At 72.3% G+C, this 20,558-nt stretch carries 20 protein-coding genes and 1 pseudogene; 8 read left to right on the forward strand and 13 right to left on the reverse strand.

From position 1 onward, the window contains the following. Window positions 1-4 precede the first annotated feature (4 nt). Window positions 5-427 (reverse strand): annotated as a pseudogene (locus Pdca_RS33145) (IS21 family transposase); the annotation flags it as partial. 144 nt (window positions 428-571) lie between these two features. On the opposite strand from Pdca_RS33145, the gene Pdca_RS36185 reads away from it, so the two are divergent. After that, complete coding sequence (locus Pdca_RS36185; RefSeq protein WP_085915487.1) at window positions 572-808, forward strand: AraC family transcriptional regulator; 237 nt, start codon at window positions 572-574, stop codon at window positions 806-808. Continuing rightward, on the forward strand, window positions 792-1,331 hold the full coding sequence (locus Pdca_RS33155; RefSeq protein WP_085915488.1) for a pyridoxamine 5'-phosphate oxidase family protein: 540 nt from the start codon (window positions 792-794) through the stop codon (window positions 1,329-1,331). The genes Pdca_RS36185 and Pdca_RS33155 overlap by 17 nt, the downstream gene beginning before the upstream one ends. Window positions 1,332-1,575: 244 nt before the next feature. On the opposite strand, the gene Pdca_RS33160 is transcribed toward Pdca_RS33155, so the two are convergent. The 5 genes from Pdca_RS33160 to Pdca_RS33180 form a co-directional block, all read right to left on the reverse strand. Beyond that, on the reverse strand, window positions 1,576-1,917 hold the full coding sequence (locus Pdca_RS33160) for an AraC-like ligand-binding domain-containing protein (protein ID WP_085915489.1): 342 nt from the start codon (window positions 1,915-1,917) through the stop codon (window positions 1,576-1,578). A 161-nt stretch (window positions 1,918-2,078) separates the two neighbouring features. After that, window positions 2,079-3,212: a lipase family alpha/beta hydrolase gene (locus Pdca_RS33165; RefSeq protein WP_085915490.1), complete on the reverse strand. Its 1,134-nt coding sequence runs from the start codon at window positions 3,210-3,212 to the stop codon at window positions 2,079-2,081. A 169-nt stretch (window positions 3,213-3,381) separates the two neighbouring features. Continuing rightward, window positions 3,382-5,559 (reverse strand): xanthine dehydrogenase family protein molybdopterin-binding subunit, encoded by a 2,178-nt coding sequence (locus tag Pdca_RS33170; RefSeq protein WP_085915491.1) that lies wholly within the window; start codon window positions 5,557-5,559, stop codon window positions 3,382-3,384. Next, on the reverse strand, window positions 5,556-6,518 hold the full coding sequence (locus Pdca_RS33175; protein WP_085915492.1) for an FAD binding domain-containing protein: 963 nt from the start codon (window positions 6,516-6,518) through the stop codon (window positions 5,556-5,558). The genes Pdca_RS33170 and Pdca_RS33175 overlap by 4 nt, the downstream gene beginning before the upstream one ends. Next, window positions 6,505-6,957: a (2Fe-2S)-binding protein gene (locus tag Pdca_RS33180; RefSeq protein WP_085915493.1), complete on the reverse strand. Its 453-nt coding sequence runs from the start codon at window positions 6,955-6,957 to the stop codon at window positions 6,505-6,507. Before Pdca_RS33180 ends, Pdca_RS33175 begins: the two co-directional genes overlap by 14 nt. Window positions 6,958-7,112: 155 nt before the next feature. On the opposite strand from Pdca_RS33180, the gene Pdca_RS33185 reads away from it, so the two are divergent. Together Pdca_RS33185 and Pdca_RS33190 are read left to right on the forward strand one after the other, a co-directional pair. Continuing rightward, window positions 7,113-7,703 carry a TetR/AcrR family transcriptional regulator gene (locus Pdca_RS33185; protein ID WP_085915538.1) on the forward strand — a complete coding sequence of 197 codons (591 nt, stop codon included), beginning with the start codon at window positions 7,113-7,115 and terminating at the stop codon, window positions 7,701-7,703. 15 nt (window positions 7,704-7,718) lie between these two features. Then, entirely contained in the window at window positions 7,719-8,759 is a 1,041-nt protein-coding gene (locus Pdca_RS33190) for a TroA family protein (protein ID WP_085915494.1), read from the forward strand. On the opposite strand, the gene Pdca_RS33195 is transcribed toward Pdca_RS33190, so the two are convergent. The 7 genes from Pdca_RS33195 to Pdca_RS33225 all read right to left on the reverse strand — a co-directional run bounded on the left by Pdca_RS33195 (window position 8,753) and on the right by Pdca_RS33225 (window position 15,039). After that, on the reverse strand, window positions 8,753-9,385 hold the full coding sequence (locus Pdca_RS33195; RefSeq protein ID WP_085915495.1) for a pyridoxamine 5'-phosphate oxidase family protein: 633 nt from the start codon (window positions 9,383-9,385) through the stop codon (window positions 8,753-8,755). The two genes, Pdca_RS33190 and Pdca_RS33195, sit on opposite strands and share 7 nt — an antisense overlap. A 52-nt stretch (window positions 9,386-9,437) precedes the next feature. Next, window positions 9,438-10,409 (reverse strand): ketopantoate reductase family protein, encoded by a 972-nt coding sequence (locus Pdca_RS33200; protein WP_085915496.1) that lies wholly within the window; start codon window positions 10,407-10,409, stop codon window positions 9,438-9,440. Beyond that, window positions 10,406-10,744 carry an MmcQ/YjbR family DNA-binding protein gene (locus Pdca_RS33205; protein WP_085915497.1) on the reverse strand — a complete coding sequence of 113 codons (339 nt, stop codon included), beginning with the start codon at window positions 10,742-10,744 and terminating at the stop codon, window positions 10,406-10,408. The genes Pdca_RS33200 and Pdca_RS33205 overlap by 4 nt, the downstream gene beginning before the upstream one ends. A gap of 43 nt (window positions 10,745-10,787) precedes the next feature. Then, a complete protein-coding gene (locus Pdca_RS33210) occupies window positions 10,788-11,507 on the reverse strand; it encodes an alpha/beta fold hydrolase (RefSeq protein WP_085915498.1) in 720 nt (239 codons plus the stop codon). 9 nt (window positions 11,508-11,516) lie between these two features. Beyond that, a complete protein-coding gene (locus Pdca_RS33215; RefSeq protein ID WP_125911658.1) occupies window positions 11,517-12,329 on the reverse strand; it encodes a hypothetical protein in 813 nt (270 codons plus the stop codon). Between the two features lie 73 nt (window positions 12,330-12,402). Continuing rightward, on the reverse strand, window positions 12,403-12,744 hold the full coding sequence (locus tag Pdca_RS33220; protein ID WP_085915500.1) for a hypothetical protein: 342 nt from the start codon (window positions 12,742-12,744) through the stop codon (window positions 12,403-12,405). Between the two features lie 267 nt (window positions 12,745-13,011). Continuing rightward, window positions 13,012-15,039: an Hsp70 family protein gene (locus Pdca_RS33225; protein WP_085915501.1), complete on the reverse strand. Its 2,028-nt coding sequence runs from the start codon at window positions 15,037-15,039 to the stop codon at window positions 13,012-13,014. A 280-nt stretch (window positions 15,040-15,319) separates the two neighbouring features. On the opposite strand from Pdca_RS33225, the gene Pdca_RS33230 reads away from it, so the two are divergent. The 4 genes from Pdca_RS33230 (at window position 15,320) to Pdca_RS33245 (ending at window position 20,507) form a co-directional block, all read left to right on the forward strand. Next, on the forward strand, window positions 15,320-16,138 hold the full coding sequence (locus Pdca_RS33230) for a hypothetical protein (protein ID WP_085915502.1): 819 nt from the start codon (window positions 15,320-15,322) through the stop codon (window positions 16,136-16,138). 125 nt (window positions 16,139-16,263) lie between these two features. Further along, on the forward strand, window positions 16,264-17,067 hold the full coding sequence (locus Pdca_RS33235; RefSeq protein ID WP_085915503.1) for an IniB N-terminal domain-containing protein: 804 nt from the start codon (window positions 16,264-16,266) through the stop codon (window positions 17,065-17,067). A gap of 168 nt (window positions 17,068-17,235) precedes the next feature. Continuing rightward, window positions 17,236-19,038, forward strand: a complete 1,803-nt coding sequence (locus Pdca_RS33240; RefSeq protein ID WP_085915504.1) for a dynamin family protein — start codon at window positions 17,236-17,238, stop codon at window positions 19,036-19,038. Next, entirely contained in the window at window positions 19,035-20,507 is a 1,473-nt protein-coding gene (locus tag Pdca_RS33245; protein WP_085915505.1) for a dynamin family protein, read from the forward strand. The genes Pdca_RS33240 and Pdca_RS33245 overlap by 4 nt, the downstream gene beginning before the upstream one ends. The last annotated feature ends 51 nt before the right edge of the window (window positions 20,508-20,558 follow it).

Raw genomic sequence — 20,558 nt, forward strand, 5'->3', positions numbered from 1 at the left:
CTCACGTGCGTCGGCCATCGACCCGCGGTCCCTCCGCCCAGTCCCACTGCAGCCACAGTCCAGGCTCGGTCACCCACGGCCGGAACACCCGCCGCTGCCCGGCCCGCAGCCGGGCCTTGGTCTCGGCGACAGTGCGCCGAGTGGTGCGCTCACCGCCAGTGAAGCCCATCGCCGTGATCCGCTCGTGCACGACATCGGCGCGGACCCGACCGTTCGAGCGGGCCACCAACTCCTCGACCTTGTCCAGGTAGTCGTCGATCGGTCGGGCCCGGTGCTCGCGAGCTACCGGCGGCTGCCCGGACTCGCGCAGCAGCACATAACGCCGAACCGTGTGGTGGTCGCAGCCTGCCAACTCGGCGGCAGCGCGGTAACTGCCGGTGAGGTCGTATGCCTCCAAGATCTCCACGATCTCCTCGTTCCGCTTCACCCACAGACCCTTGCCTGCGGTGTCGATCAGGGACTCAGCGGGGAGATATCTGGCCGCCAGCGGGGGAGAACGCTGGCCATCACCGGGGAGATAACTGGCCGCCTACGGGGAGTCTGGACTGGCCGCTGACAGAAGGGATCGGACATGGAGCTGTGGAACCGCGCGATGGACGCCATCGAAGAACATCTCGACCACGACGTCCCCGTCCGGGAGCTCGCCGCGGTCGCCCTCACCTCGGAGTACCAACTCCGGCGCGTGTTCTCGATGCTGGCCGGGTCAGCCGGGACACCACACCGGCGCCGGATTCTCATCGGCGACCGCGCACCGAGCCGTCATTGTCGGTGGCTTCTGATCTCCTGGCCGGGTGTTCGAAGCACCTGATGAGCTGCACGCTCTCCAAGTTCTCCTCGACACGTCCTTGGCCGGCTCCAGCAGCCACCTCACATCGATCATCCGAGCAGGTGAACGGACCCTGGACGCCGAACAGGTCGTCCGAATCTGCCAAGGCATGTGCACCCTGGCCATCGCCACGGTCACCCGCCGGGGTGAGCCACGCATCAGCGGCGCCGACGGGCACCTCCTGCACGGCCGCTGGATCATCGGCACCCACCGTCAGGCCGCGAAAGCCCGGCATCTTGCGGCGCGGCCCGGCATCAGCGCGACCTTCATGCGCGGCGAGCAGCTCGGCATCTTCACGCATGGGCACGCCGTTCCGCTGAACCCCGAGGGGACGAGCAGCGATCCCGCCTGGCCGGCAGTCCGCGACCACCTCGTCGACCACTACGACGACGACACCGACAACCTGTTCTGGGACGAGAGCGTGTGGTATCGCATCGAGCCCAGCTGGATGGTCGCCTACAGCAACGACCCCGCCGGCCTGCTCGCCCGACAACCATCGGTCTGACGCCAGTTCGCGTGGATCCGCCTCGCCACCGGCCGGCCATCGGACGTCACACCCGGCGATGTGAGGTTTCCTGGGACCGCTCACGTCGTGAGCGGTTCTTCAGGTAGGCGGCGTGGGAGGGCCCATGGTCGGTTTGAGAACCACGATCGAGCAAAAGGCAAGACGGCCACCGGGCTCCGACTGCCCGAAGCAGTGATCGACGAGCTGGACGCGCAGGAGCGGACTGGCGGCACCGTTGACGTCGTCACTGAAGCCGCCGTGCCCGGCGGCGAGGTGCCGTCGTCCGCCGGCCACGGGAGATCGACAACAGCCGGCCGGTGAGCGGGACGTTGACGTGGTAGCCGTCGATATTGGGGCAGTAGAGGTCGCTGTTGCTGTTGTAGCGCAACCGCCCGCTGACCATCGCCCCGACCGACACCGCGTTCAGGTCGGCGTGGAAGTGGCTCACCGGCCCCACCCGCGTCAGCTGGTGCGGGTGGAACACCTGCCCCACCCGTTCCGTCGCCTCCTCGACGTCGGAGCTGGCGACACGGATGGAGCCCGACGGGTCCCCGGCACGGTGGCCGAAGTTCACGCCACTCGCCATCGAGCGTCACCTCCGTCGGCGCCGTCGCTGCTCCCCGGAGGTGGTGCCCCGGGGAGCCCGGCGCCGCCGAGTATAGGGACCCGGCGTCGCCGAAGGCGCCGGTCACGGGCTCACCAGCGCCTCCGGCGCCGATTCTGCGGCCGTCCAGAGCCCGGACCCCGTCAGCCGTCCGCGGGCTCGGCGAGGGTGTACGGGCGCAGGGCCGGCTCGCTACCGACCTTCGGGGCGAGCGCGAGCTGCTCGGCGATCAACGTGGCGACCGCGGCGTAGTCGGCCGGGAAGGTCAGCGGATCGACCCCCGGCATGAACAGCTCCGTGCACACGCTGCGATCCACCCGGCCGGGATCGGCCGGGCCGTCGTGGTCGATCGCGTCCATTGCCAGCGCGTAGGCGACCGGCGAGTACGTGCCGACGGCCAGGTGCTCGGAGGCCACGTCGGCGGGGCAGACGTCCTGCAGCGCCACGTTGGTGATCTCGCCGTCACCGCCGCGCAGCGAGGTGGTGCCGCTGTCGTCGAGGTTGGGCTGAACGAACTCGTCGGTCCTGGTGTAGATCTGGGTGTAGGAGATACCGGCGAAGGTCTCCTGGTAGGAGTTGATCGCCTGCGTGTAGTGCGAGTTCAGCGTCTGCTGCCACAGGGCCTCGGCGCAGCCGGTGGCCGGCGTGCAGAGCGCGGCGTTGATCACGATGCTGCCGTGATTGGTCGATCCCAGCGCGATGTAGTCGTCGACCATCTCGCGCAGATCGGGCCAGAACCGCAGGGCGAAGCGGGGCTCGGTCCCACCCTGGCTGTGCCCGACCACGTCGACCCGGTGGCCGCTGATCTCGTGGACGTGCCGGATCGCGTGCACCACGTACTCCGACGCCGTCTGGGTGTCGGTCATCGCATTGTTCGGCAGCGTGACCGAGCAGTACGGGCGGTCGAGCGCGTCGAGCGCGGGGAACCAGTTGAAGCCGAAGTTCACCTCCGGCGTCTGCGTGGTGCCCGGCACGAAGAGCACGACGTTGCGGTCGGCACCGGCCGCGTCGGCGGTACAGCGGACCGCGGCGTCGAGCTCCGCCTCCGGCACGCTCAGCTCCGGCCCGGGCCGGTCCACCGGCGCGAACATCTCGTCGGGCAGCGTCGGAGGCGGCAACGGCAGATCGGACGGCGCGGCGACCGGGAACGGCGACGGCGTCAGGGGAGGGATCGGGACCGGTGCGGCCGCGACGGCCTGACCGGCCACGATCACCGACGTGAGCAGAGCGGCGCCGGTCACGGCGAGCAGCGTCCGGCGGCGATGGGGTCGTGGCATGGGGAGCCTCCATTACACACGCTGCTCTGCGCCTCTTTACGCATCACTTGGCAGCGTCTGTAACAGAAACGACCGACTCCGCCGTTGGTGACGGGCACCGCAGCCCGCCCCACGACCGGGGGACCCGCCGACGACCGGGGTCCGGCCGCGCGACGGGTCCCGCCTGCGCTCATCCCTCGAGCAGGTCCTCGATCCCGATCGGCAGGTGCCGCACCCGGATCCCGGTCGCGTCGTGCACGGCGTTCGCGACCGCGGCCGCCATGCCGACGATGCCGATCTCCCCGATGCCGCGCGCCCCGACCGGGTTGTGCAGCGTGTCCGGACGACGCACGAACTCGACGTCCACCTCGGGGATGTCGGCGTTGACCGGGATCAGGTAGCTCGCGAGATCGGCGTTGGCGAGGCGGCCGTCCGCGTCGATCTCCAGGCCCTCGTGCAGGGCGGCCGACACCCCCCAGATCATGCCGCCGATGATCTGGCTGCGGCTCGCCTGCTCGTTGACGATCCGGCCGGCGTCGAACACCCCGAGCATCCGCGACACCCGGATCTCCCGGGTCCACCGGTGCACCCGCACCTCGCAGAACTGCGCCCCGAACGAGCTGAACGAGTGCTTGGTCATCTCCTCACCGGCGGCGGACGACCCGATGGCGGCGACCGATGTCCGCCCGGCCGCCCGGAGCACCTCCCCGAAGGTGAGGCTGCGACCGTCGGCGGCGAGCAGCCGCCCGTCGGCGTACGAGACCTCGCGGCCCGCGAACGGACCATCCGGTGCGGTCGCCAGCGCCACCAGCTCGTCGATCACCAGCGGCGCGGCCACCATGATCGCCGAGCCGGCACTCGCGGTGGCGGTCGAACCACCGGACATGCCGCCGGCCGGCAGCGCCGAGTCACCGAGCCGGGGCACGACCCGGTCGGGGGCCACGTCGAGCGACTCGGCACCGAGCACCGCCAGGACGGTCAGCAACCCGGTCCCCGGGTCGGCCCCGCTGGTCGCGATCTCGGCCGTGTCGTCGTCGCGCAGCGTGATCCGCACCGACGCCGGGAAGCGCAGCGCGGGGAACATCGCGGTGGCCGTGCCGAGGCCGACCAGCCAGTCGCCGTCGACCCGCCCGCCCGGGGTGCGCGCGGACCAGCCGAACCGGGCGGCCCCGACGGTGAAGCACTCGTCGAGATGCTTGCTCGACCACTGCAGGTCCCGGCCGGGGGGCGCGACCGAGCTGTTGCGGCGGCGCAGCTCGATCGGGTCCATGCCCAGCGCGACGGCGAGCTCGTCGATCGCGCTCTCCAGCGCGAACGAGCCGGGTGCCTCGCCGGGGGCACGCATGAAGGTGGTCCGCGGAATGTTCAGCGGAACCATCTTCTGGCTGATCGCCAGGTTCCGGGTGGCGTAGAGCTGCCGCGAGGTGCCGTGCGAGGTCGGCTCGACGAACCCCCGGTCGATCGTCGTCGCCGACCAGGATTCGTGCTGCACCGCGACCAGCGTGCCGTCCTTCTCCGCCCCCAGCCGCAGCCGCTGGACGGTCGACGGACGGTTCGCCGTGGCGGTGAAGACCTGCTCCCTGGTCAGCGCGGCCTTGACCGGCCGGCCCAGCTCGCGGGCCGCCGCGGCGGCCAGGAAGGTGGGCACCGCGGTCTGTCCCTTGCCGCCGAACGCGCCACCGACATAGGGGTTCACCGCGTGCACCATCGACGGGTCCAGGCCCAGCGCCTGCGCCAGGGAGTCCGCCTGCAGGTCGGCGCCCTGGGTACCGCTGTGCACGGTGAGCCGGCCGGACTCCCAGATCGCGACGGCGGAGTGCGGCTCCATCGCGGCGTGGTTCTGCATCGTGGTGCGGTAGGTCGCGTCGACGACGACGGCGCTGTCGGCCAGCGCGTCGTCGATGGACTCGACGCCGGGCGCGAGTACCGCGAGCGACGGCGGGGAGCCGTCCATCGCGGGCGGCCCGTCCTCGGCGGCGGCCAGGCCGTCATCCAGGGAGGTCGACGCGGGCCGGGTCCGGTAACCGACCCCGACGAGCATCGCGGCGTCCCTGGCCTGCTCGTAGGTCTCCGCGACGACGAAGCCGATCGGCTGGCCGTGATAGGCGACGTCGGTGTCCTGCAACGGCACCCAGGTGCCCCCGAGGAGCGGGTGCTGCGGCGTGGTCAGCTCCAGCGGCTCGAACGGCGTGTAGACCGCGACCACGCCGGACGACGCCCGCGCCGCCGCCACGTCCATGGCCGTGATCTCGCCGTGTGCGACGGTACTGAGCACGACGTGGCCGTACAGCATGCCGGGCAGCGTGCGGTCCGACCCGTATCCGGCGGCACCGGTGACCTTCGGCGCGGCGTCCAGTCGTCCGGTCATGTCCGATCCCCCTGCGTGGCCTCGAGCAGTGCACGGACGACCGTCCGCCGCACCAGCGGCACCTTGAACCCGTTCCCGGACAGTGGCCGGGCACCGTCGGCCGCCGTCGCCGCCGCGGCCTCGAAGGACTCCGGGGTCGCCGGTGCCCCGCGCAGCGCCGCCTCCACCGACGGCAGCCGCCACGGCACGGTGGCGACCCCGCCGACCGCGATCCGGGCGTCGCTCACCCGGCCGTCCCGGACCCGCACCGTGACCGCCGCCGAGCAGAGCGCGAACTCGTAGGACTGCCGGTCCCGCACCTTGACGTAGGTGGACCGGACGCCGTCGCCGAGCGGTGGCACCAGGACCTCGGTGATCAGCTCGCCGGGGCGCAGGTCGTGCTCCACCTCCGGGGTGACACCGGGCGTCCGGTAGAGGTCGGCGAGCGCGACGGTGCGCTCCCCGTCGCGGCCGGTCAACCGCACCCGCGTATCGAGTGCGACCAGCGCGACCGCAAGGTCACTGGCGTGGGTGGCCACGCAGGAGTCGCTGGTGCCGAGCACCGCGTGCATCCGGTTGGATCCGGTGATCGCCGGGCAGCCGGAACCGGGTTCCCGCCGGTTGCACGGCGAGGTGACGTCGCGGAAATAGCCGCAGCGGGTGCGCTGCAGCAGGTTGCCGCCGATGGTGGCCATGTTCCGCAGCTGCTGGGATGCGCTCTGCAGCAGCGCCCGGGTGATCACCGCAGGGACCCCGGGGTGTGCGGCGAGATCGCTCATCCGCTCCAGCGCACCGATCCGCAGACCGTCGGTGGTGTCGATGCCGCGCAGCGGGAGCGCGTCGATGTCCTGTACCTGCGGTGGGGTGAGGACGTCGAGTTTCATCAGATCGATCAGCGTCGTCCCACCGGCGAGGAACATCCCGGGGGCGGCGAGCGCGTCGTCGAGGGTCTGTGGCGCGGTCAGCTCAAACGGTCGCATCGGATCGCCTCGCCTGCTCGATCGCCGCGACGATGTTCGGGTAGGCCGCGCAGCGGCACAGGTTGCCGGACATGAACTCGCGGACGTCCGGCACGTCCTGCTCGACGGCGGCCACCGCAGACATGACCTGACCGGACGTGCAGAAACCACACTGCATCGCGTCCTGGTCGACGAACGCCTGCTGGACCGGGTGCAGCCCGTCGCCGGGGGCGAGCCCCTCGACCGTGGTGACCTGTCCGCGCACGGTGGCGGCGAGCGTGAGGCAGGCGAGAACCGGGCGGCCGTCGACGTGCACGGTGCACGCACCACACTGCCCCCGGTCGCAGCCCTTCTTTGGGCCGGTGACGTCGAGCCGTTCGCGCAGTGCGTCGAGAAGGGTCACACCCGGCTCGACGCTCAGCTGTTCGGGAATACCATTGACCTCGAGTGAGATGTCCACAGGCTCTCTTTCCGCAGACCGCTCCGCCGGCTGGTACCCGGCGGGGGGCCGTGGTGGGCGGTGTTCGTTGGACTGAGTGGCGCCGTCACCCACGCTAGCGGATAGTTATCCGCTACGCAAAGCGGCGTACTCGCAGAGCGATGAAGGGGGTGCCGATGACGCGCTCGGTCAGCCACCGCCGCACCGATACCCGGCGCAACCACGACCGGATCCTGACCGTTGCCGCCGAGGCCGTCGTCTCGGGCGAGCTGTCGTTCAACGCCATCGCGAAGCGCGCGGGGGTCGGCGTCGGCACCGTGTACCGGCACTTCCCGACCCGGGAGGCGCTCGTGCTCGCCGTCTACGAGCGCGAGGTGCGCCACCTGCTCGAGGTGGTCCCCGATCTGCTCGCGGCGCACCCGCCCGAGCAGGCGTTCCGCACGTGGGCGACCGGGCACCTGGCGCGCTACATGATGACCAAGCGCGGCCTCGCCGGCGCACTGCAGAGCGCCGGCGCCTCGGCCGACGGCGTCGCGGCGAACGCCTTCCGGGGGATGGTCGAGGCGACGACTGCGCTGGTGGAGGCCAACGTGCGCGCCGGGACCGTCCGGGCGGACGTGGAACCGGAGACGGTCCTGCGTGGTCTCGGCGGACTGCTCTACCTCGACCCGAACGACGACTGGCAGCAGCACGCCGAGGATCTCGTCGACCTGATCTGGCGCGGGATGGCCACACCGGATGGACCGTTGAACCGGTCGACGCACTGAGGTTAGCCTGCCCTCATGTCCGCGCCCTCCGTCTCCTCCCGCGTTCCGCTCTCGCACGAGATCCACGACGACCTGAACCGCAGGCACTTCGTCGGGGCGGGCCTGCTCACCGTCCTGCTCGCCGGATGCGGTGCACCGGTGACCACGTCCGGCCGGCCCGGGGCGGGGGACCCCTGGGAGTTCACCGACGACGCCGGGACACGGATCGCGCTCCCCGCCCACCCGCGCCGGATCACGGTGGACTCGTTCGTCTGCGGCGCCCTGTGGGACTACGGGATCCGGCCGATCGCCGTCTGGGGCCGCACGACAGCGCCCGGCGGCACGGTGCACCGGGACCTCGGCGACGCCGACCTCTCCACGATGGACGACCTCACCGGCGAGGCGATCACCGAGGTGAATCTGGAACGGCTCGCCGCGGTGGCGCCCGAGATCATCGTGACCTTCGCCTACGACGGTTCACCCGGTTGGACCGCCGAGTCCCAGTTCGACCTGATCCGCGGGATCGCGCCGGTCGCTTCGGTCGACATCGGCAACCGGCCGGTCCGGGACATCTTCGCCGGCTTCGCCCGGATCGCCGAGGCACTCGGCGGTGAGCCGTCGGCCGAGGCCATCGGCACCGCGCGGGCCGGGTTCGATGCGGCCTGCGAGCGGCTGCGGGTCGCGGCGGCCCAGCGGCCCGGCCTGCGGTTACTGGCCGGGGACCTCGATCTGGTGCAGGGCACCGGTCTGTGGGTGAACACCCCGGACTGGCCGCTGTACGCACTGCTCACCGAGTTGGGAGTCGAACTCGTGAACGCCGGGTTCGCCGAGCCGTCGTTCGTCTCGGAGGAGCTGCTCACCGAGCAGCGCGCCGACGCGATCCTGCTGATCAACTCCAATGTCGATCCCGCAGCCTCCTACGACAGCCCGGTGTGGCAGTCGCTGCCGGCCGTCCGGGCCGGGCAGTTCGCCTGGCCGGACCAGCCGCCGGTGCTCTACTCCTACGACAACTACGCGCGGCTGCTGGACCGCATCACCGAGTTGCTGACAGCCTCCCGGCGGCTCGACCCTCAGTAGAGCCGCTGCGCGTAGGACGGGCCGTAGTACTCCTCGATCTGCTCCAGCGGCTCGTCCGGGCGGGCGAGCTGCTTCGCGATCGCCGCGACCGACGGCAGCCGGTCCGCGCCGTCCGGGCGCTCGGCGCCCCACAGCTCGGACCGCAGGAACGCCTTCGGGCAGTGGAAGAACACCTGCTCGACGGCCACCTCGCAGGCCAGCAGCGGACGCCGCCCGCGGACCGCCATGTCGTCGAACCACGGCGCGTCGCGGAGCAAGCGGGCGCGGCCGTTGATCCGCAGTGTGTCGTCGCGCCCCGGGATCAGGAAGATCAGCCCGACGTGCGGGTTCTCCAGGACGTTGCGCCAGCCGTCGACCCGGCCGTTGCCCGGGCGCTCGGGGATCGCGATCGTGCGGTCGTCGACGACGTGCACGAAACCCGCGGGATCGCCCTTCGGGGACACGTCGCAGGTGCCGTCGGCCCCGGAGGTCGCGAGCAGCAGGAACCGCGACACCGCCAGCCACTCCCGGTGCACGTCGACGAGGTGATCGCGCTCCTTCGCCAGCGACGGCGCCCCCGCCGGCCCGGTGATCTCCTCGAGCTCGACGACGGTCCGGATCTCGGTGCCCCCTGGCGCGTCGGTCATCGGTCCACGGTAGGTGCCGCCGCGCCTCGGGGCGCCGCCTTTTCGGGACACCTCATCGGAGCACCGCGAGCAGGTCCGCACCCGACCGCGATCCGGCAGGCTCGCCCGCGGCGGCCATCTCCTCGGCGACCCGCAGCAGCTCGGCGTTGACCGGGGTCGGGACGCCGTGCGCGGCACCCAGCGCGACGATCTCACCGTTGAGGAACCGGGCCTCGATGGTTCCGCTGCCCCGGTGCAGACTCTGCCAGGACGACGACCCGCGCCGGGCCAGCCCGCCGACCGGGCGTTCGGTGATGAGTCCCTCCCGGCGGACCCGGTCGTCGTCACCGGTGCGGGCGCGGATCCCGGCGGCGGCCAGGCAGGCCGCGCCCTCCGCTCCGGCGATCCCGACGAGCTCTGCGAGATCCGGGTCGTCCGGACCGCAGATCGCGTCCGCGGCGTTGCCGAGGTTGGTGAGCAGCTTGCCGTACTTGCCGTCCAGGACGGCCGGATCGGCCCGCGCCGCGAACCCGGCGGCAGCCAGGTCGGCGGCGATCACGCGGCTCGTCGCGTCCGCCCCGGACGGGAATCGGCCGATCTCGAGCACCCCGGGCACCGGCGCCGACGACGCGATCACCACGCCCGGCTCGTAGTGCTCGACCGGGAGGATCACCAGCACCGCCTGCACCCGGTCGAACCGCCGCGCCGCCTCCCGCTCGTTGGCGACGCCGTTCTGCGCGCAGGCGACGATGACCTCCGGTGCGATGCCGACGAGCGCGTCCAGCACCGGCACCGTGTCCTGGGACTTCACCGCGAGCAGGGCGATGTCACCGGGCCGGAACGACACCTCGGTCACCGAGCCGACGGCCGGGATCCGGTGCACGGACCGGCCGTCGGGGGAGTCGAGCCGCAGCCCGTGCTCCCGGATCGTGGCCAGGTGCGCGCCCCGGGCGACCAGCACGACGTCCCGCCCGGCGGCGTGCAGCCGGGCGCCGATCGTGCCGCCCACCGCTCCGGCGCCGACCACCACGTAGCGGGTGTTCACGCGTCGTGCACCCGGACCAGGGTGGCCGGCGCCTTCCGGCGCCACGCCTCCTCGATCAGCTCGGCGAGCTGCCCGGGATCGACCCGGGCCAGGTCGACGAGGATCGAGCCGTGGCCGTCGTAGTGCGCCGTGGTGCTGTAGGCCGGGTCGCCGGAGCCGAGCAGCGCCTCCTTCTCCGCCAGGGAGCACATCAGCACCGCCAGCCCGTCGGACTCGGCCCGCAGCCGGACGAAGCCCTTCCCGCGCACCTTCAGCGCCGGTGTGCGGTACCAGGTCGACTCCTCGACCTCCGGCAGCGCACACCCGATCTGCACGACGTCGTCCCAGTCCGGCATGCCGCCATCCTGCACCCGCCGGGCCCGCCCGGTCGTGGAGGAATCAGAGGTGCTCGGCCAGGAAGGTCTCGACGGCGGCCCGGCCGTCGGCGACGTACTCGTCGGCCTTCCAGCGTTCCACCAGCTCGGCGCCGGGGGCGAGCTCGACGACCCGCCGGGACACCGACTCGGGGTGGTAGTCGTCGCCGCCCATCAGCACCAGCCAGGGCGTGGTGAACCGGGCGAGCGCCTCGTCGGGCACCGAGAACAGGATCCCGCCGCCGCCGTACATGTTCGCCTTGAACGACGTCCAGTCGTCGTCGGTGGCCTCCGGGTGGTCCGCCCCGATCTCGGCCCGCCAGCCGTCGAAGATCTTCTCGAACATGTGCTGGTTGCCGTCGCGCCCGATCGGCTGCAGCGTCACCGCCGCCCGGATCCGCTCCGGGGCGGTCGCGAGCAGGCTCGCGGTGTAGGCGCCGCCGATGCACATGCCGAGCACCCCGAACTCGTCGACGCCGAGATGGTCGAGCAGCGCGAGCTGGTCGGCGGTGTAGGTGGACCAGCCGTGGGTGCCGTCCACCTGCGCGACCGAGGAGCCGGCGTTGCGCTGGTCCAGCGCGATCAGCCGGTAGCGGTCGGAGAGGTGCTCGAGCGGGTTCCAGGGCGCGTTGTCCCACACCGCGACGGTCGAGCGCATGCCGCCGGGGGCGATCAGCAGGATCGGGAAGCCCGACCCGCGCTCCTCGTAGTGCAGGCTGACGCCGGGGCGTTCGAAGGTCGGCATGGCGTCACGCTAAGCCACTCTCGGAGGGGAGCGCCGCTCCGGCCGGCGCCGGGCGAGGATCGACGTGCCATAGATGATGAAGCCGAGCCCGAGCAGCAGCATCCAGGTGAAGCCCTTGCGCACGGTGTCGTCGAGCAGGGTGATGCCGACCAGCCCTGGCACCACGACCTGCACCGCCATGTACAACGCGGTCACGGTCGAGATGTCGCCGAGCTGCAGCGCCCGCGCGTAGTTGTAGAGCCCGATGGCCGCCATCCCGATCAGCACGTACACGAGCGGCTCGGCGACCAGCGCCGCCAGATCGACGCCGTCGGAGACGTGCAGCGCCCGGATGCAGACCGCGCCGCCGCCGAGCCCGAGCCCGGCGAGCACCGCGGAGGGCCACGGCCTGGTCGACGGGTTCACCGCCAGCGTCGCCACCATGATCACGACCAGCGCCGCGACCAGGACCGCGACGGTGGTGCCGTATCCGGTGAGTGCCTGTTTGCGCTCGATGCCCGCACTGCCCGCCACCAGGGCGAGACCGATGATGCTCGCGCCGATCGCGAGCCGGTGCACCGGGCGCAGCCACTCGTCGCGGAAGTACCGGGCGTAGAGGGCCGTCATCGCGATCGCACCCGCCAGCGTCGCCTGCACCGCGAAGATCGGGATGTACTGCAGGGCAACGACCATGCACAACCAGGTGACGACGTCCATCACCAGACCGGCGAGGAATCGCGGGCGGGCCATGACCGAACTGGTCCGGCCGCCCTTGCGGGCCGCGTCGGCCTGGAGGATCGCCGCGACAGTGCTGCAGAACATCGCCAGAACGGCGAACGTCATCCCGATCAGCACGGATACCGGACCATGATCCGGGAGGCGTGGGAGATCAGCACGACCTGATTCTCACCTACGGTCAGCGGGCACCTGTTCGGCGGGCGTCCTGCGAGGGCGCGAGGCGCTGCTCCGGCAGCATCGTGGCCTGCGGGCTGACCTCGAAGAAACCGCTCATCAGCCCCCCGGCCGACGGCTCGCCGCGCTCGGCGGCCTGCCGCCACGGCGAGTCACCGGCCAGTGCGGCGCGGCGCTCGCGGAGCACCTGCCGGGGCCGTTCGGTGAGCACCAGCGCCAGCAGCGTGATCGCGACACCGACCAGCAGCGGCCCACCGACCAACAGGACCGGCCATCCGAACGCCAGGTATGCGACCACCAGTGCCACCGCCGCCATACCGATGACCGCCCCCGCGTACCGCGTCATCACGAACTCCCCCGAATCGTCCCCACCCCGTTACCACCTGTGGTTTTACCACCTCGGACGGGGTGCGCAGCACGAGACGCGACGCGCTTGCGGTCACACCTTCGAACGATCGGGTGATCCGAGGACGCTGCGATGGGGCCGAGCCGGCGTGGGGGCTCCCGGTTCCACGCCGGCCCGGCGGTCCGAATCATCCCGCGTGCACTCGGGCTCCGAACGGGGTGGGGGTCACTCGCCGCTGTCGTCGCAGCGCAGACCGTGATCGAGGGGTCACGCGGTGGGGCTCACGGTCGTCGTCGGCGGCGGCGTCGTGACGTCCGGGGCGGGCGGGACGGACGCGCTGGGCTCAGCCTCCCCGGACGCGGGCGTCTCCACCGGGGAGCTCGGATTCGGAGCGGGCGGGACCGGGGCGGAGGGCACGGGGGCAGGCGGCGGGGCGACCGGCGCGGGTGTCACCGGCGCCGCCGGGGCGGGCGCCACCGGAGCGGCGGTCCCGGGCCGCGCGGGGGCCGCGGTGCCCGCAGCCCGCGCCGGGGCACCGGTCGACGCCGCCGGGGCTCCCGATCCGGTCCGTGCGGCGACGGCGGCGTCCGCCGCGGCGGGGCCCGCGGCTCCGGGAACCGGTGCCGCGGCCTCAGGGGGCGGCACCGGCGACGGTGCGGGAGCCGAGGTGCTCGGCAGCGTCGGGGCGGCGCTGAGCTCGCCGAGCGTCGGGGACGACGACGGCCAGAACAGCAGCGCCCCGGCGACCGCCAGAGCGCCCGCGAGGCCGCCGGCACCGATCAGCACCCGCTGCCGGGTCAGTACGCGGGTCGCCGGACGGCCGACCGGGTCCCGGGTGACGAGGGTGTCCGGTTGCCCGGGCAGGACCGCCGGATCGGCCCGCGTGGCGGCCGCCGGGGCAACCGCCGGAGCGACCGGTGTGGCGGCGGACCGCTGCGGGGCGGTCCGGACGAGTGCGGCCTCGATGTCGTGCTGCGCGGGCGTCATGTCGCGCTGCGTGGGCACTGCTTCGCGCTGCGCGGGCGTCATGTCGCGCTGCCCGGGGACCGCGGGCGCCGTGCCGTTCGCCGGGCCGTTCGGGGCGAGCAGCGCCACCGCGGAGCCGATGCGCTCGGGCCGGACCCGCCCGCCCCGCGGCCGATGTGCCGCGCCCGCCCGCCGCGCGGGGAGCACGGCCCCCGGTGCGCCGGAGCGCGGGGCCGGGACGGCCGCCGGCACCGGGGCGATCCGGGTACCCGGCCAGGACGTCCCGGCGCCGGGAGCGACGGCCAGCGCGGCTCCCCGGGCGGCGTCGTGCACCGGATCGGCGGTGACCGCCACCGGCCTGCCCAGCCGGGCGGAGAGCAGCTGCACCGCCACCGGCGTCCGCGCGGCACCGCCGGCGAGCAGCACCTCGGCATCCGGCGCCGCCGCCGCGACGTCGGCGAGCAGATCGGCCACCGGCTCGAGGACCGGACCGGCGAGCTCGTCGAGGTCCGAGCGGTGGATGCGGACCGTGGTGCGGATCCCGGGCAGATCGACCGGGACGCCGGCGACGGTGTCGCGGGACAGCAGCTCCTTGGCGGCCCGGCAGTCGTCGCGCAGGACCCGCAGCGCGGCCAGCACCCGGGGATCGTCGACATCCAGCTCGTCGAACGCGGCGGCGAGCGCGGGGGTGGCCCCGCGGACGAAGCCGAACACCGCGTCGTCGACGTCGGCGCCGCCCGCGGCGCACGCGACCGTGCGGCCCAGGATCTCCGGCAGCACGCCGGGACCGGCCGGGGCCAGCACGGTGGCGGTGCTCCCGTTCCCGCCGAGATCGACGACGGCGAGCGGCCCCGCGGCCGGGACGTCGGTACGCCGGGCGAGCCCGACCGCCTGCGGCGCGGCGACCAGCGAGACGGTCAGCCCGCGGCGGCCGAGCGCGGCGGCCAGCAGGTCACGCTTGTGCCGGCCCCAGGAGACCGGGTGGGTGATGCCGATCCGGGAGGGCGGGCCGCCGTGCCGGGCGCCCATCTCGTCGACGACGACGCGGACCAGCCGGGCACAGAGGTCCTCGGCGAGGTAGGGGATCCCGCCCAGCGACAGCGGGGTCGGGTCGCCGACCCGGTTCAGGAAGCCGCGCGCGACGCGGTCCGGCTCGGCCGGCGCGCGCCGACGGGCGGCGGAACCGCAGAGCAGGTCACCGGCAGGGGTGGCGACGAGCAGGGCGGGCAGCGAGATCCCGGCGGGCCGCATCGGCTCGCCCGTCGCGCCACGCAGCGCCGCAGCGGTCACCGCGGTCGCGCCCAGGTCGATCCCGAGCAGGTAGGACATGTCCCGTCCCCTCGTCGGCGGCAGGTCCCCCGACTCACCGCGCTCGTGGGCCGGCCACCACCGGTGACCGAGCCCCTCCCAAGAGCCATCGGTCCGGAGTGGCCGGGCGTTAGCCCGTGCGGCGCAGTGAATCGCGATGCGGGTCCGATCCCCTAACGCCCCCTATCGGGACCCGGAGCGATCCCCGATGGCCGGGACGGCCGCCGCCCCTAACTTTCTCCTCAAGCACCGGCCGACAACCCCGAGCCGGTCACCCCACACAGACACACAGGAGTTTCCGATGGCGAGCGAGAAGCTGACCCTCATCGAGTTCATCAAGATCCTGCTCGGGAACGGCTCCGAGAGCATCCAGATGCGCGACTACTTCAACGACAACCCGGTCGCCGCCCTCGAGGAGCACGGCCTCGGGCACCTGACCGTCGAGGACGTCCGCGACGCGATCGTCATCGCCCAGGACAACGACACCGTCTCCTTCGACCGCAACTACGACACCGGCGTCGACTGGGCCGGTGCCGGCCGCGGCGGCTGGGACGGCGGCGGCAAGGAGGGTGGCCACTCGGCCGCCGTGCACGAGAAAGTGCACGTCAAGGACAACTTCTACGAGTACAACATCGACGACCGCGACACCATCGTCGACAACTCGGTGAACCAGAACATCGACACCGGCGGCGGCAACTTCCGCCAGGACATCGAGACCAACTCGGTCACCGCGTCCGGCGACGGCGCCGTGGCGGCCGGCCGGGACATCGACGGCTCGACGATCACCACCGGCAACGGCAACATCGTCGGTGACGGCAACAGCGTGGTGAAGGGCGACGGCAACACCATCGCCTTCGGCTCCGGCGACGCCACCAGCGTCGGCGACATCAAGGCCGACAACGGCTCCGCGGTCTCCATCGGCGGCAACGCGACCGGCTCGAGCGACACCACCGGCTCGTACAACGAGACCACCACCACGAACACCGTCGAGACGACCATCGACGGCTCGTACAACGTGGACTCCAGCCAGGACAACGACACGTCGTTCACGGACAACAGCACCACCGAGAACCACATCGCCTCGCACAACACCGTCGACCTCTCCGCCGACATCCTCTGATCGTCCGCCGCTGACCGGTCACCGGGCCGGACCCCGACCCCGGCCCGGTGACCACCCCCCTCCCAGCACCACACGTCTTCCGTCGCCCGGCCGAGCGCGACGGCACCCCCCAAGAGGAGATCGCCATGTCCGCCGAGAAGTCGCTGATCCAGTTCATCCTGGACCTGCTGCGGGACCCGAAGCTGCTGGCCGAGTTCAAGGACGACCCGCAGGGCCTGCTGGCCTCGTGCGGCCTCTCCGAGGTCAGCGCCGAGGACGTCCGTGACGCGATCGTCCTGGCCCAGGACAACGACGAGGTGTCGTTCGACCGGAACTACAGCACCGGGAGCCACGGCGGTGGCGGCCACTCGACCCCGCCGCCGGTCGAGCACCCGAAGCCGGGCGAGGACCCGATCAAGTACCTCGACAAGTACGTGACGAACAACCACTACACGTACAACATCGACGACCGCGACACAATCGTCGACAACTCGATCAACCAGAACATCGACACCGGCGGCGGCAACTTCAACCAGAGCATCGAGACCAACTCGGTCGTCGCGTCCGGCGACGGCGCGGTCGCGGCCGGCCGGGACATCGAGGACTCGGTCATCACCACCGGCAACGACAACATCGTCGGCGACGGCAACAACGTGGTGAAGGGCGACGACAACACCATCGCCTTCGGCTCCGGCGACGCCACCAAGGTCGGCAACATCTCCGCCGACGACGGCTCCGCCGTTGCGGTCGGCGGCAACGCCACCGGCTCGAACGACACCGACGGCTCGTTCAACGAGACCAACACGACGACCGAGGTCACGACCGACATCTCGGACTCGTACAACCAGGACTCGAGCCAGGACAACGACACCACCATCACCGACAACAGCACCACCGAGAACCACCTGCTGTCGCACAACGGCGTCGACGCCGACATCGCGGTCGGCTGAGGGACAGCATCTCGCTGCTGCTGTCGGCGGCAGCACGCTGGACCGCACGGCCCATCGGCCCCGGTCACCCACCCGTGGGTGACCGGGGCCGATGACGTTCGTGTATCCATGACGGGAACGTGACGAGGGGCGGCCGGAACCGTTCCGGGGCGATGGGGGCGTCGGCAGGTGGCGGTACCGGAAGCGGTGGGACTGGTCGACCTGGCTCTCAAGGCTGTCGACGCCTACGACCGCCCGGACCTGGCCCCGCGGCTCAAGCAGACCAAGGCGCGGCTGAGCGACCCGAACGTGCGGGTACTCGTCGTCGGCGAGTTCAAGCAGGGCAAGAGCCAGCTGGTGAACGCCCTGGTCAACGCCACCGTCTGCCCGGTCGACGACGACATCGCCACCGCCGTGCCGACGCTGGTCCGCTACGGCGACGAGACGACGGTGACCCTCGTCCGCGAGGAGGACGGCGGCGAGCGCTCCGAGCGCACCCCCGTCCCGCTCGAGCAGCTCGCCGAGTACGTCTCGGAGGGGGGAAATCCGGGCAACCGGGCCGGCCTCACGCGCGCCGAGGTGACTCTTCCTCGCAAACTGCTGCAGAGTGGCCTGGTGCTGGTGGACACCCCGGGCGTGGGCGGTCTCGGATCGGCGCACGGTGCCGCGACGATGTCGGCGCTGCCGACCGCCGACGCGGTGCTGCTCGTCTCCGACGCCAGCCAGGAGTACACCGCCCCGGAGATCGACTTCCTGCAGGCCGCCCGCAAGCTGTGCCCGAACGTCGGCTGCGTCGTCACCAAGACCGATCTCTACCCGCACTGGCGGCGGATCGTGGAGCTCGACGAGGGCCATCTCCGGAACGCCCGGATCACGGCCGATCTGCTGCCGGTGTCGTCCGCACTGCGACTGCACGCCGCCCGCACCCAGGACCTGGACCTGATCACCGAGTCCGGGTTCCAGGCACTGGTCGGGTTCCTGCTGCGCAAGGTCGTCTCGCGCGCCGACGACCTGGACCGGAAGTCCACCAGCCAGGACGTGCTCGTCACCTGCCAGGCCCTCGAGTCGAAGATGCGCGCCGAGCTGATGTCGCAGAACGACCCGGAGCGGGCCGGTGCGCTGGCGAAGGAGCTGGAGTCCGCCCGGTCCCGGGTGGAGGCGCTGCGGCAGCGTTCGGCGCGCTGGCAGACCACGCTGAACGACGGCGTCGCCGATCTGATCGCCGACATCGACTACGACCTGCGGGACCGGCTGCGCGCGGTCTCCCGGGACGCCGAACAGCTCCTCGACGACGCCGACCCGAAGGACATCTGGGAACAGTTCGCGGAGTGGTTCCACAAGCAGGTCTCACACGCCGTCGCGCAGAACTTCGTGTGGACCACCGAGCGGGCCCGCTGGCTGGCCGAGCAGGTCGCCGAGCACTTCGCCGAGGACGTCGACGTCCAGCTGCCGGAGCTGCGGATCTCCGGTGGCGCGGTGGCCGGCAAGGTCGACGCGCTGGAGATGCCCGTCGGTGAGCAGTTCGGCGTCGGCCAGAAGCTGTTCGTCGGGCTGCGCGGTGGCTACGGCGGTCTGCTGATGGTCGGCCTCGCCTCCACCGTCGTCGGGATCGGCCTGCTCAATCCGCTGTCGATCGGCGCCGGTCTGCTGTTCGGTGCCAAGACCGTCAAGGACGAGAAGAAGCGGCTCGTGCAGCGCCGCCAGGCCGACGCCAAGAACGCCGTCCGCAGGCACGTCGACGAGGCCACCTTCCAGGTCGGCAAGGACTCCCGGGACAACCTGCGCCAGATCCAGCGGGAGTTGCGCGACCACTTCACGGTGCTCGCCGAGGACCTGTCCGAGTCGCTGAAGGAGTCGATGTCGGCGGCCCAGACCGCCCTGAAGGACGACGCGACCCGGCAGAAACGGGTCTCCGACCTGGAGGCCGAGCTGGAACGGGTCGGCGGGCTGGCCGACCGGGCCCGCAAGCTGGCGGCGGCGGTGGAGTCGTGAGCCCACTCACCGACCAGGTCCGCGGGCTGCTGCGGCGCACGCTCGACGCCTACGGCGACTCACCGCAGGCCGCGGGCTGGCTGCTGCACCACCTGGAACGGTTCGACGAGCCGCTGCGCGTCGCGATCGCCGGGAAGGTCAAGGCCGGCAAGTCGACACTGCTCAACGCGCTCGTCGGGGAGCGGATCGCGCCCACCGATGCCGGCGAGTGCACCCGGATCGTCACCTGGTACGCCGACGCACCGGCCCCCGGGGTCCGGATGCGGCTGCGCGACGCCGGGCAGCCGGAGCGCCCGCTGACCCTCTCCCGGCGGGACGGCGCGCTGCGGATCGACCTGCAGGGCGCCCCGGTGGAGACCGTGGACCGGCTGCTCGTGGACTGGCCGTCGCAGCACCTGCGGCGCACCAACCTGATCGACACCCCGGGCATCGCGTCGCTGTCCGCCGACACCTCGGCCCGGGCCGGGGAGTTCCTCACCCCGGAGGACGCGCCGTCGCCCGCCGACGCCGTCGTCTACCTGATGCGCCACCTGCACTCCGGTGACGTGCGGTTCCTGGAGTCCTTCCACGACCGAGGCGTCGCGCGCGCGACGCCGGTGAACACGATCGCGGTGCTGTCGCGGGCCGACGAGATCGGCGTCGGCCGGCTCGACGCGCTCACCTCGGCCCGCCGGATCGCCCGCCGCTACCGGGGCGACGACAAGCTGCGCGGCCTGTGCCAGACCGTCGTCGCCGTGGCCGGCCTGCTCGCCGAGTCGGCGCGCACGATGCGCCAGGACGAGTTCGTGGCGCTCTCCGAGCTTGCTGCGCTGCCCCGCGCCGACGTCGAGGCGCTGCTGCTCTCGGCGGACCGGTTCGGCCGCACCGAGCTCGACCGGCCGGACGCGGCGACCCGGGTCCGGCTGCTGGAGCGGTTCGGGCTGTTCGGGGTGCGGCTGGCGAGCACCCTGATCCGGCAGGGCATGACCGACCCGACGGCGCTGGCCGACGACCTGGTCCGGCGCTCCGGTCTGGACGAGCTGCGCCGAGTGCTCGACACCCAGTTCTCCGAACGGCGGGACCTGCTGAAGTCGCGGTCCGCGCTGCTCGCCGTGGATCTCGTGCTGACCAGGGAACCCCGGCCGGCGACCCTCGCACTGCGCACCGAGGTGGAACGGATCCTGGCCGGAGCACACGAGTTCGTGGAGCTGCGGGCACTGTCCGACCTGCGCGCCGGGAAGATCGTGTTCCCGCCGGACGCGCTGACCGACGCCGAGCGGCTGCTCGGCGGCGACGGCGGATCCGCGCTCGCCCGGCTCGGCCTCGACGACGGCTCGGGTCCGCGCGAGGTGCACGACGCCGCGACCGATGCGCTGCGGCGCTGGCGCCGCCGAGCCGAGAGCCCGCTGACCGGCCGGGCCTCGGCCGAGGCCGCACGGATCGTGGTGCGCAGCTGCGAGGGGCTCCTCGCCGCACCGGTCTCGCACTGACCGGACCGGCCCTGCCGCGGCCCCGGCTGCCGCAATCGGATCGACAGCACC

Source organism: Pseudonocardia autotrophica (assembly GCF_003945385.1).
In the GTDB taxonomy this organism is placed as follows: Bacteria; Actinomycetota; Actinomycetes; order Mycobacteriales; family Pseudonocardiaceae; genus Pseudonocardia; species Pseudonocardia autotrophica.